Origin of the sequence: Mycobacterium sp. (assembly GCF_035314905.1) — a bacterium.
Lineage (GTDB): Bacteria > Actinomycetota > Actinomycetes > Mycobacteriales > Mycobacteriaceae > Mycobacterium.
The window spans coordinates 1-11197 of sequence record NZ_DATFYW010000086.1 but is presented as its reverse complement, the minus strand read 5'-3'; the positions used below and the strand labels follow the sequence as shown (position 1 = coordinate 11197).

The 11197-nt window shown below is 67.5% G+C and carries 10 protein-coding genes and 1 pseudogene; 2 read left to right on the top strand and 9 right to left on the bottom strand.

The genetic code is table 11. From position 1 onward, the window contains the following. Positions 1 to 177, bottom strand: a pseudogene (locus tag VKG81_RS06465) (pyridoxal 5'-phosphate synthase lyase subunit PdxS); the annotation flags it as partial. Between the two features lie 180 nt (positions 178 to 357). Here VKG81_RS06465 and VKG81_RS06460 point away from each other — a divergent pair. Together VKG81_RS06460 and VKG81_RS06455 are read left to right on the top strand one after the other, a co-directional pair. After that, positions 358 to 948: a TetR/AcrR family transcriptional regulator gene (locus tag VKG81_RS06460; RefSeq protein WP_324395009.1), complete on the top strand. Its 591-nt coding sequence runs from the start codon at positions 358 to 360 to the stop codon at positions 946 to 948. Further along, on the top strand, positions 945 to 3194 hold the full coding sequence (locus tag VKG81_RS06455; RefSeq protein WP_324395008.1) for a molybdopterin-dependent oxidoreductase: 2250 nt from the start codon (positions 945 to 947) through the stop codon (positions 3192 to 3194). Before VKG81_RS06460 ends, VKG81_RS06455 begins: the two co-directional genes overlap by 4 nt. Here VKG81_RS06455 and VKG81_RS06450 read toward each other — a convergent pair. From VKG81_RS06450 to VKG81_RS06415, 8 genes are all read right to left on the bottom strand, one after another. Further along, on the bottom strand, positions 3187 to 4221 hold the full coding sequence (locus VKG81_RS06450) for an NUDIX hydrolase (RefSeq protein ID WP_324395007.1): 1035 nt from the start codon (positions 4219 to 4221) through the stop codon (positions 3187 to 3189). The two genes, VKG81_RS06455 and VKG81_RS06450, sit on opposite strands and share 8 nt — an antisense overlap. Beyond that, positions 4218 to 5342, bottom strand: a complete 1125-nt coding sequence (locus VKG81_RS06445) for a glycosyltransferase family 4 protein (RefSeq protein WP_324395006.1) — start codon at positions 5340 to 5342, stop codon at positions 4218 to 4220. Before VKG81_RS06445 ends, VKG81_RS06450 begins: the two co-directional genes overlap by 4 nt. Beyond that, a complete protein-coding gene (locus VKG81_RS06440) occupies positions 5343 to 6299 on the bottom strand; it encodes a phosphatidylinositol mannoside acyltransferase (RefSeq protein ID WP_414685183.1) in 957 nt (318 codons plus the stop codon). It lies immediately after the preceding gene. Next, positions 6296 to 6958, bottom strand: a complete 663-nt coding sequence (pgsA, locus tag VKG81_RS06435; protein ID WP_324395005.1) for a phosphatidylinositol phosphate synthase — start codon at positions 6956 to 6958, stop codon at positions 6296 to 6298. The genes VKG81_RS06440 and pgsA overlap by 4 nt, the downstream gene beginning before the upstream one ends. Beyond that, complete coding sequence (locus VKG81_RS06430; protein ID WP_324395004.1) at positions 6955 to 7527, bottom strand: HIT domain-containing protein; 573 nt, start codon at positions 7525 to 7527, stop codon at positions 6955 to 6957. The genes pgsA and VKG81_RS06430 overlap by 4 nt, the downstream gene beginning before the upstream one ends. Then, positions 7524 to 9578, bottom strand: a complete 2055-nt coding sequence (gene thrS, locus VKG81_RS06425) for a threonine--tRNA ligase (protein WP_324395003.1) — start codon at positions 9576 to 9578, stop codon at positions 7524 to 7526. Before thrS ends, VKG81_RS06430 begins: the two co-directional genes overlap by 4 nt. A gap of 87 nt (positions 9579 to 9665) precedes the next feature. After that, positions 9666 to 10295, bottom strand: a complete 630-nt coding sequence (locus tag VKG81_RS06420; protein ID WP_324395002.1) for a PaaI family thioesterase — start codon at positions 10293 to 10295, stop codon at positions 9666 to 9668. Between the two features lie 48 nt (positions 10296 to 10343). After that, a partial coding sequence (locus VKG81_RS06415) for an aldo/keto reductase (protein ID WP_324395001.1) occupies positions 10344 to 11197 on the bottom strand: 854 nt, incomplete at its 5' end.

Genomic DNA, 11197 nt, shown 5'->3' with positions numbered 1-11197 from the left:
GGCGGGCACCCGCTCGAGCGCCATCACCGCCACGGCACCCGCGCCCTCGGCGATGCGGGCCTGCTCCGGAGTGACGACGTCCATGATCACGCCGCCCTTGAGCATTTCGGCCATTCCACGCTTGACCCGGGCGGTTCCGGTCTGCCCCGACCCGTTCGGGTGAGCCGCGGTGTCCACTGTTGCCCCTCTTGTCGGTAATGCCTGGTACCGCCCCAGTCTAGTGGGTAAGCGCCAACGGATTACTTACCCGATGAGCGCGTGCGCGAACAGCATCAAACCCGGTGGACAGCCCGCGTTATGTATGTCAACATATATACCACGTTGAGCGTAGAGATCCGCGCAAAGGGACGCTGACGGATGGCAAGTCCGCGTGAGCGCATGGTGATATCGGCCGCACTGCTGATCCGGGAACGCGGTGCGCACCCGACCGCGATCGCCGACGTGCTCCGCCACAGCGGCGCACCTCGGGGATCGGCGTATCACTATTTCCCTGGCGGCCGCACGCAACTGTTATGTGAGGCCGTCGATTACGCGGGCGACTATGTCGCCGCGAAGATCACGACGGGGCAGCGAGGCCTCGACGTGCTCGATGCCCTGGTCCAGCATTACCGGGAGCAGCTGCCCCGCACCGGCTACCGGGCGGGGTGTCCGGTCGTCGCGGTCGCGGTCGAGGCCGGTGATCCGGACGAGCCCGGCCGGACAAAGCCGGTGATTGAGCGGGCCGCACAGGTATTCGGTCGCTGGACCGAGCTGATCACCCAACGGCTCCTGGCCGACGGCGTTGCCGCCTCGCGCGCCGAGGAGCTGGCGATGCTCATCATCACCTCCATCGAGGGGGCTATCGTCGTCGCCCGCGCATCGCGCGACGTCAAACCCCTCGACCTTGTCCACCGCCAGCTGCGAGCACTGCTGCGCGCCGAGGCCTCCGAAAGGAACCAACAGCGATGACCGGTGAATGGCAGTCAACGGCCTGCATCCTGTGCGAATGCAACTGCGGCATCGTCGTGCAACTGGACGGCCGCAAGCTGGCCCACATCCGCGGCGACAAAGCACATCCTGCATCCCAGGGGTACACCTGCAACAAGGCACTGCGGCTCGATCATTACCAGAACAACGGCAATCGCCTGACCTCCCCGATGCGCCGTCGACCCGATGGCACCTACGAGGAGATTGACTGGGACATCGCCATTGCCGAGGTCGCCGACGGTTTCCGGCGGATTCGTGACAACTACGGCGGGGAGAAGATCTTCTACTACGGCGGCGGCGGGCAGGGCAACCACCTCGGCGGCGCGTACGCCGGCGCATTCCTCAGGGCGATCGGTTCTCGCTACCGCTCGAATGCGCTCGCGCAGGAGAAAACGGGCGAGGCCTGGGTGGACGCTCACTTCTATGGCGGCCACACCCGGGGCGAGTTCGAACATGCCGAGGTGTCGGTGTTCGTCGGAAAGAACCCGTGGATGTCGCAGAGCTTTCCGCGTGCCAGGGTTGTCCTCAACGAGATCGCCAAGGACCCGCGCCGCGCGATGATCGTCATCGATCCCGTGGTCACCGATACGGCCAAGATGGCCGACTTCCACCTGCGGGTGCGGCCGGGGACAGACGCGTGGTGTCTGGCGGCCCTGGCGGCGCTGCTCGTGCAGGAAGACCTGTGCGACGAGGCGTTCTTGACCCGACACGTCAGCGGCACAGACGCGGTGCGGGCGGTGCTGCGCGATGTACCGGTCGACGACTATGCGCAGCGTTGCGGCGTCGATGGTGAACTTCTGCGTGCGGCTGCGCGGCGCATGGCGGGCGCTGAAAGCGTGGCGGTATTCGAGGATCTCGGCATTCAACAGGCACCCAACAGCACGCTCTGCTCGTACCTCAACAAGCTGCTGTGGATTCTCACCGGCAGCTTCGCCAAACGTGGCGGCCAGCACCTGCATTCCTCATTCGGCCCGCTGTTCCGCCATGCCCCGGAGGTCGGCCGCACGCCTGTGACCGGTGCCCCCGTGATCGCCGGGCTTGTGCCGAGCAATGCTGTGCCGCAAGAGATCCTGTCCGACCATCCAGACCGCTTCCGCGCGATGATCGTCGAAAGCAGCAACCCTGCCCACTCTGTGGCCGACTCCGCTTCGTGCCGCGCGGCATTCGAATCGCTGGAGCTGCTTGTCGTCATCGACGTCGCGATGACCGAAACGGCCCGACTCGCCCATTACGTTCTTCCCGCCGCCACCCAGTACGAGAAGCCGGAGGCGACGTTTTTCAATTTCGAATTCCCTCGAAACACTTTTCAACTCCGCCATCCGCTGCTGGAGCCGCACCCGGGCACGCTCGCAGAGCCCGAGATCTGGGCGCGGCTGGTGCGGGCCCTCGGGGTCGTCGACGACGCCGACCTGAAGCCGCTCCGCGAGGCAGCGGCCGCGGGCCGGGCGGCGTATGCGCAGGCCTTCCTGGAGGCCGTCAGCACCAACCCGATGTTGGGCAAAGTGGGCCCGGTCGTGCTGTACGAGACGCTGGGACCCACGTTGCCCGACGGTCTCGCCGGTGCGGCTGCGCTGTGGGGGCTTGCCCAGAAGGCGGCCATGACCTACCCCGAGGCTGTCCGTCGCGCCGGCCACGTTGACGGCAACGCGTTGTTCGACGCGATTCTCGAGAGCCGCTCGGGCGTCACTTTCACGGCGCACGACTACGCGGACGACTTCGATCTGATCAGCCACCAGGACCACAAGATCGCCCTGGACATGCCCGAAATGCTCGACGAGATCCGCGGTCTGCTCGACGCCAAGCCAAAATTGACGACCCCAGAGTTCCCGATCGTGCTCTCCGCCGGAGAGCGCCGGGCGTACACCGCCAACGACATCTTCCGCGATCCGGCCTGGCGCAAGCGCGACGCGGACGGGGCTCTGCGCGTCAGTGTGGAGGATGCCGACGCGCTCGGACTGGTCGACGGGGGCCGCGCGCGCATCACGACCGCGGCCGGAAGCGCGGAGGCCAGTGTCGAGATCAGCCAGGCAATGCTTCCGGGGCACGCCTCGTTGCCGAACGGCTACGGCCTCGATTTCACCGACGACGACGGTCGTTCGCTGATCCCGGGTGTTGCCCCTAATAGGCTCACCGCGACCGGTTGGCGCGACTCCTTCGCCGGCACACCGTGGCACAAGCACGTCCCTGCGCGAATCGAGCCGTTGACCGGCAGCCGCGCAGTCATCTGATCGGCTGCGGTTCGGGCGGCGTCAGGTCGGCCGCGTCTGCCAGTGCGTTCGCTTCGGCGAGCAGTTCACCGAGCTGTCGCGGATACACCGCCTCGCCCGCGGCGACCAGGCAGGCGATGTCGTCGGCGTCGCACCAGCGGTGGCCGTGGATGTAGCGACGCTCGAGGGCCGTGTGGCCCGAGGTGGACGGCTCGAAACGGCGCGTGCGGTGCACGAAGAACAGCTCGCGGCTGCGGATGACCGCGTTGTTGAAGTCGATGATCGCGTCGCGCTGCCAGACCGGCCCGATCATCGCAGCGGGGTCCGCCCGCAAGCCGGTCTCCTCGAGCAGCTCCCGCGCGGCCGCCTCCGGGAGCCTCTCCCCTTCGCGGGCCTGGCCACCGACCGTGAACCACCATTTCGGTGCGCCACCGTCGGCGACGGCTGGGTCGGAGCCGCAGAACAGCAGCACACTGCCGCCCTCGTCGAGCAACACGATGCGCGCCGACGTGCGGACGTTGACAACGCCCGAGTCGCCTGCCCGCGCGGACTCGGCTCGTTCGGCGATCTCGAAATAGGTGGGCAGCGGGGCGTGCCCGCCCAGCCGCAGCCACCGCACCGGACGCCGCTCCCGCAGTGCCAGCGTGTCGCGGACCGCGTCGTTGTGGAACCGGCGCGCGAGCAGCACCCGCGCCTCGGCGTCGGCGACCTCGGCGATCGACGCAGGCCGCAGCGAGGTCGTGTCCACCATCGCCAACTCGGCCGACAGCTCGTTCTCGGCGGTTTCACGCGCCGCACGCGGCGAACGCTCGGCGGCATCGGCCAACGCGACAAGGCGTTTGCCCTGCGGTGTGTCACGGTAGGCGTCGGCGGCCACCGCGCGGGCCACCACCGCGCGACGGGCCAGCGCCGCATCGAGGGCCTGCCATGACAGGTCGTAGCGCACGTGCAACCGGTCCAGCCGGTTGGCCGTCTGGTACGCCCACGCCGCGACCGCGACGACCGCGACGATGACCAGCGCGAGAAGGATCGCCGCCCAGGTGATCAACTGGCCACCTGGACCTTGGCGCCCGTGCCGGCGACGGTTTCGTACACCCGCATGATCTGCTGGGCCACCACCGACCAGTCGTATTGGCGCACCGCGGCCGTGGCCACCTCGACGTAGCGGGACCGCAGCTCGTCGTACTCGAGGAGCTCGCTGATTCCCTCGGCGAGCGCACCGGCGTCATCGACCGGCACCAGGCGGCCCGCCTTCCCGTCGAGCAATACCCGGCGGAACGCGTCGAGGTCATTGGCCACGACCGGTGTCCCGGCGGCCATCGCCTCGACGAGCACGATGCCGAAGCTTTCCCCGCCGGTGTTGGGTGCGCAGTACACATCGGCGCTCCGCAGCGCCGATGCCTTCTCGTCGTCGTCGACCTGGCCGAGGAACCGAAGGTGACCCGCCAGCGCCCCGGCCTCTTTGCGCAACTCCTCCTGGTCCCCCCGGCCGACGATCAGCACCTGCAGCTCCGGAAACCGCTCGACCAGCGCGGGCAGCGCGCGCAGCAGCACCGCCATGCCCTTGCGGGGTTCGTTGAACCGGCCGAGGAAAAGCACTGTCTTGCCGGACCGCGGATAGCCGTCCAGCGGCGGCGCGTTGGCGAACGACGCGACGTCGACACCGTTGGGGATCTCGACCGCATCAGAGCCGAGCGCCTCCATCTGCCAGCGTCGGGCCAGGTCCGACACCGCGATGCGGCCGACGATTTTCTCGTGCCAGGGCCGCAGGATCGGTTCGAAGAAGCTGAGCGTCAACGACTTGGTGGTCGAGGTGTGAAACGTCGCGACGATCGGGCCCTCCGCGATCATCAGCGCGAGCATCGACAAGCTTGGCGCGTTTGGCTCGTGCAGGTGCAGCACGTCGAAGTTGCCCTCGGCCAACCAGCGCTTCACCTTCCGGTGCGTGGCGGGGCCGAACCGCAGCCGTGCGACCGACCCGTTGTACGGGATGGGCACGGCCTTGCCGCCAGAGACGACGTAATCGGGCAGCTCCACGTGGGGTGACGACGGTGCCAGCACGCTGACCTCGTGGTGACGCGCCCGCATCACCTCCGCCAACTGCAACACGTGCGACTGGACGCCACCGGGTACGTCGAACGAGTACGGGCACACCATCCCGATGCGCATTTACGGATTGTCTCCCCGCAGGTGGGCTCTGCGCTCGGCGGGCAGGTCGGCCAGCCACTGCGGCTGCATCATGTGCCAGTCGGCGGGGTGCCCGGCGATGTCACCGGCGAACTGGTCGGCCAGCGCCTGCGTGACGAGGGCGACGTCGCCCGTGCTCGTGTCCAGCGGCGGGTGGAATTTGATGCCCATCCCGCTTGTCTCATACCAGCAGTGCACGGGCAGCAGTGCGGCGCCGGTCTCGATGGCCAGCCGCGCGGGTCCGGCCGGCATCCGTGTGGGTTCCCCGAAAAACTGAACCTCCACCCCGCTGCGGGTGAGGTCGCGCTCGGCCATCAGGCAGACCGCCCGGTTCGCCCGGAGCCGCTCTGCCAGCACCTCGTACGGCGGGCGCTCCCCGCCGGACAGGGGCAGCACCTCGAACCCAAGGCTTTCGCGGTAGGCGATGAACCGCCGGTACAGCGACTCGGGTTTGAGTCTTTCGGCGACCGTCGTGAAGGTGCCTTGCACGTGGACCAGCCACACTCCCGCCATGTCCCAGTTGCCGCTGTGCGGCAGCGCCGCCACCGCGCCGCGGCCGGCGTCCAGTGCCGCGTACAGGTGCTCGTCGCCCTGCACCGCTTCGTTGAGCCGCTCCCCGAGCGCCTGGTGGTCCATCGTCGGCAGCCGGAACGCCTCGCGCCAATACCGCGCATAGGACGCCAACGAGGCGCGGATCAGCGCGTCGGGCACCTCCCTGGGTGTGACGCCGATCACACGCGCCAGGTTCTTGCGAAGCTGCTCCGGTCCCCCGCCTCGGGCGGCGTACCACGCGCCGGCGTCAAAAGCGTTGCGCGCGAGAACGTCCGGCATCGCCCGCACCATCAACCATCCTGCGACAAAACCCCAGTCGGTGAGGTGTCGGCCCAGCACGGCGCGGCCGCTTCGAGCCGGCCGTGGTGCCGAGGGGGCGCTGATCACGGCTCGCTCGTCTCCGGCTTTTCCGGCTGCTCGAGCTTGTCCATCGCCCCGGGTGACGTCCGCACGGTGTGCAGCCGCTGCCCGACCGTGATCATGCTCAGCACCGCGAGCAGCCACATCGCGATGTGCAGCGCCGATGGCAGCGGGAAGAACGGCAGGTCGGACAGCCACGCACCGAGCAGCACGATGGTCAGCCGCTCCGGGCGCTCGATGATGCCGCCGCCGCCGCGCAGGCCGCTGGCTTCTGCGCGTGCCTTGATGTATGAGATCACCTGCGAGGTGACCAGGCAGATCAGCGTCGCGACCACCAGCGGAGCGCTCTTGAGGCCGAACGCCGCCCACCACAGCAGCCCGGAGAACACCGCGCCGTCACTGATTCGGTCGCAGGTGGCATCCAGCACCGTGCCGAATCTCGTGCCGCCACCCCTGACGCGTGCCATCGCGCCGTCGAGCATGTCCGCCAGCACGAAGAACGAGACCACCAGCCCGCCCCAGAACAACCGCCCGATCGGGAACAGTGTCAACGCCCCGATCACCGAGGCGGCGGTGCCGATGATCGTCACGCCGTCGGGTGTGAGTCCAGCGCGCAACGCTGCCTTCGCGACCGGCGTGCTGAGCTTGACGTACGCCGCTCGGGTCATCAAGTAGAAGTTGCTCACGGCTGATTTGCCCATTCCGTCGCGAGCAACTGCCGGGTTTCACGCAGCAACTGCGGGATGATCTTCGAGCCGCCGATGATGGTGATGAAGTTCGCGTCGCCGATCCACCGTGGCACGACGTGCATGTGCAGGTGCTCGGCGAGCGACCCGCCCGACACCTTGCCCAAATTGAGCCCGACGTTGAACCCCATCGGCCGCGAAACGGCCTTGATCACGCGAATCGCCTTCTGCGTGAACGCCATCAACTCCGCGCTTTCGGCCTCGCTGAGGTCCTCCAGTTCCGACACCCGGCGATATGGCACCACCATCAGGTGACCCGGGTTGTAGGGATAGAGGTTGAGCACGACGTAGACCTGCTCTCCGCGGGCCACGACTAGCCCGTCCTCGTCCGGGAGCGTCGGGATGTCGGTGAACGGCTGCGGCACCGAGGACGGGTCACGCTTCACCGGCGCCTCGGCGATGTAGTTCATGCGGTACGGCGTCCACAGCCGCTGCAGGTGGTCAGGCTCCCCCACACCGTGGTCGGCAATTGTGCGGTCACCAGACGCGTCGCTGCGCTCTTCGCTCACCTCGTGTCACCCGGCTTGAACAATTCCGCGGTGGGAGAAGCGTTCTCGCGATTGTGGATCCAGTTCACGATTGCCTCGACCGCTTCCCCGCGCGGCACACCGTTGATTTGCGTGCGGTCGCGGAACCGGAAGCTGACCGCGTCGGCCTCGACGTCGCGGTCGCCGGCAAGCAGCATGAACGGCACCTTCTGGTTCGTGTGATTGACGATCTTCTTGGCCATGCGGTCGTCAGTGGCGTCCACATCGACTCGTACACCACGAGACTTGAGCTCGGCTGCGACACTTTCCAGATACGGCACGTGCTCGTCGGCGATGGGGATGCCGACCGCCTGCACCGGCGACAGCCATGCCGGGAACGCACCGGCGTAGTGCTCGGTGAGGATGCCGAAGAACCGCTCGATCGACCCGAACAGCGCACGGTGAATCATCACCGGACGCCGTCGCGTGCCGTCTGCGGCGGTGTACTCCAGGTCGAACCGTTCCGGGAAGTTGAAGTCCAACTGAATCGTGGACATCTGCCACGTCCGGCCCAGCGCGTCCTTGGCCTGCACTGAGATCTTCGGGCCGTAGAACGCCGCGCCGCCCGGATCGGGCACCAGGTCCAAACCCGACCCTTCGGCCACCTCGGCCAGCGTGTTGGTGGCCTCCTCCCAGTCCTCTTCCGAGCCGACGAACTTGTCCGGGTCCTTGGTGGACAGCTCCAGATAGAAGTTGGTCAGGCCGTAATCGCCGAGCAGGGCCAGGACGAACCGCAGCAGCGAGGCGAGCTCGTCGCGCATCTGCTCGCGGGTGGTGAAGATGTGCGAATCGTCCATCGTGAAGCCGCGCGCCCTGGTCAGCCCGTGCACCACGCCGGACTTCTCGTAGCGGTACACAGTGCCGAATTCGAAGAGCCGCAACGGAAGTTCCCGATACGACCGCCCTCGGGACCGGTAGACCAGGATGTGCATCGGGCAGTTCATCGGCTTGAGGTAATAGTCCTGACCGGGCTTGCGCACTGTGCCGTCGTCGTTGTACTCGGCGTCGAGGTGCATCGGTGGGAACATGCCGTCGGCGTACCAGTCCAGGTGACCTGAGGTGTGGAACAGCTGCGCCTTGGTGATGTGCGGGGTGTTGACGAACTGGTAACCGGCCTCGAGGTGCTTCCGGCGCGAGTACTCCTCCATCTCGGTGCGCACGATTCCCCCCCTGGGGTGGAATACCGCAAGGCCCGAACCGATTTCGTCGGGAAAGCTGAACAGGTCGAGCTCGACGCCGATCCTGCGGTGATCGCGGCGCTGCGCCTCCTCGATCAGCTCCAGGTGGCGGTCCAACGCCTCCTGGGATTCCCAGGCCGTGCCGTAGATCCGCTGCAGGCTGGCGTTGTCCTGATTGCCGCGCCAGTACGCCGCCGAGCTGCGCGTGAGCTTGAACGCCGGGATGTACCGCGTCGTCGGGATGTGCGGCCCGCGACACAGGTCGGCCCATTCGCGTTCCCGTGTGCGGGGATTCAGGTTGTCGTAGGCGGTCAGCTCGTCGCCGCCGACCTCCATCACCTCGGGATCGCCGGACTTGTCGTCGACGAGCTCGAGCTTGTACGGCTCGTCGGCCAGCTCTTCGCGGGCCTGGTTGATGGATTCGAAGACCCGACGCGAGAACAGCTGGCCTTTCTTGACGATCTGGCGCATCCGCTTTTCGAGCGCTTCTAGGTCCTCAGGCGTGAAGGCCTCCGGTACGTCGAAGTCGTAGTAGAAGCCATCCGAAATCGGTGGGCCGATGCCGAGCTTCGCCTGCGGGAACAGGTCCTGGACGGCCTGCGCCAGCACGTGGGCGGTCGAGTGGCGGATGACGCTGCGGCCGTCCTCGGTGTTCGCCGCGACGGGTGTCACCTCGACGTCGGTGTCGGGCGTCCAGCTCAGGTCGCGCAGCCGCCCGTCGGCGTCACGCACGACGACGATCGCGTCCGGCGAACCCCGGCCGGGCAGGCCCGCCTCGCGCACCGCCGTGGCCGCGGTCGTCCCGGCAGCGACCCTGATCGGGGCTGCGGGGGCGGTGCTGGCTGCGGTGCTCATCGCGTTTCTCCAAGCTGACGGATGTTGACGATCGCGGACCATGCTATCGGTGAAGAGGGTCACCGCCCCAAGCCGCGAAGCGCTGCCTCAGGGCTGACCGGGGCGCAACTTGACGAACAGCGCCTCGGCATCTGTGAGCGGCGTGTCGCCGTCGAGTAGTCGCCCCTCGACGAAGATCTTGCGCCCGTCGATGCGTTCGATGCCGGCCTCGATCTGCAGTTTCTTCTCGATCGGCACGATCTTGCGATAGTTGATGTGCAGGAACGCTGTGCGTTGGTAGGGGCTCCTCGTGAGCTTGGAAGCCGCGTAGCCCAGCGCGGAATCGAACAGCAGCCCGAGCGCGCCGCCGTGGACCGCGCCGTTGCGGCCGAGGTGATAGCGGCGAAACGTCGCCGTTCCGCGAATGCGCCCGTCGTCGGTCTTCGCGAGCATGACCGGCACCTGCAGGATGTTGCCGCGGTTGGGCAGGTCCATGCGCCGACCCGACGGCGAGCTCCATTCGTCGGCGTAGTACCGGGAGAGCAGCGTGGACACGTTCTCAATCAGGTCGGCGGCCTCGCTGATCACCTCGTCGGGTGCATCCACGGCGCGGGCGTGGTCCTGCAGCGTGCGGACTGCTTCGACGAACCTGCCGTAGTCCGGCCCCCCGCGGGTGGTGGGCTCCGGCGGGTTGAACCCGCCGCCGCGATGTTTCTCGACAGGTTCTTCGGTGGCCATCCGGCCACCGTATTGCCCCCCTGGTGGGATTCCCGCACCGCCCGCCGGCTACGCGAGCTTCCTGGCAGCGGCCGCGTTGCTGAGCTCTTCGAATTCCTGGCCGCTCAGCGTGATTTCGGCGGCGGCGACGTTCTCCTCGAGGTGGGCCACCTTGGATGTGCCTGGGATCGGCAACATCACCGGCGAACGCTTGAGCAGCCACGCCAGAGCAAGTTGCGACGGGCTGGCGTGATGCCTCTCGGCGATGCGCTGCAACGGGCCGCCGGGCGCGGCCAGCGGCCCGGCGGCCAGCGGGAACCACGGGATGAACCCGAGACCCTGGGACTCGCAGCTTTCCAGCACCGGTTCCGCCGTCCGGGCGGTGATGTTGTACATGTTCTGCACCGAGACGATTGTCGCGATGTTCTGTGCGGCTGCGAGCTGCTCGACGTTGACCTCGGAGAGCCCGATGTGGCGAATCTTGCCCTCCTGCTGCAGCGCGAGCAGCTCGCCGACCTGATCCTCCGCGGGGAACTTGGAGTCGATGCGGTGCAGCTGGAACAGATCGATACGGTCGACGCCGAGGCGGCGCAGGCTTGTTTCGCACTCCTGGCGCAGATATGGCGGAAAGCCCAGTGGGTGCCACTCGTCCGGCCCGGTGCGCACCAGGCCGGCTTTGGTGGCGATGACGAGGTGCTCCGGATAGGGGTGCAATGCCTCGTGGATCAATTCCTCGGAGTCGAACGGACCATACGAGTCCGCGGTGTCGATGAAGTTGACGCCGAGTTCGACCGCGCGGCGCAGCACGCGGATGCATTCGTCGTGGTCGTCGGGCGGCCCCCAGACACCCCTGCCCGTTAGCCGCATCGCCCCGAACCCGAGCCGGTTGACGGTGAGGTCGCCGCCAAGGGTGAATGTTCCCG

Coding starts and splice junctions, on each gene's coding strand:
- VKG81_RS06460 (WP_324395009.1), top strand. CDS start 358: ATGGCAAGTCCGCGTGAGCGCATGGTGATATCGGCCGCACTGCTGATC.
- VKG81_RS06455 (WP_324395008.1), top strand. CDS start 945: ATGACCGGTGAATGGCAGTCAACGGCCTGCATCCTGTGCGAATGCAAC.
- VKG81_RS06445 (WP_324395006.1), bottom strand. CDS start 5,342: ATGCGCATCGGGATGGTGTGCCCGTACTCGTTCGACGTACCCGGTGGC.
- thrS (WP_324395003.1), bottom strand. CDS start 9,578: ATGAGCACCGCAGCCAGCACCGCCCCCGCAGCCCCGATCAGGGTCGCT.
- VKG81_RS06420 (WP_324395002.1), bottom strand. CDS start 10,295: ATGGCCACCGAAGAACCTGTCGAGAAACATCGCGGCGGCGGGTTCAAC.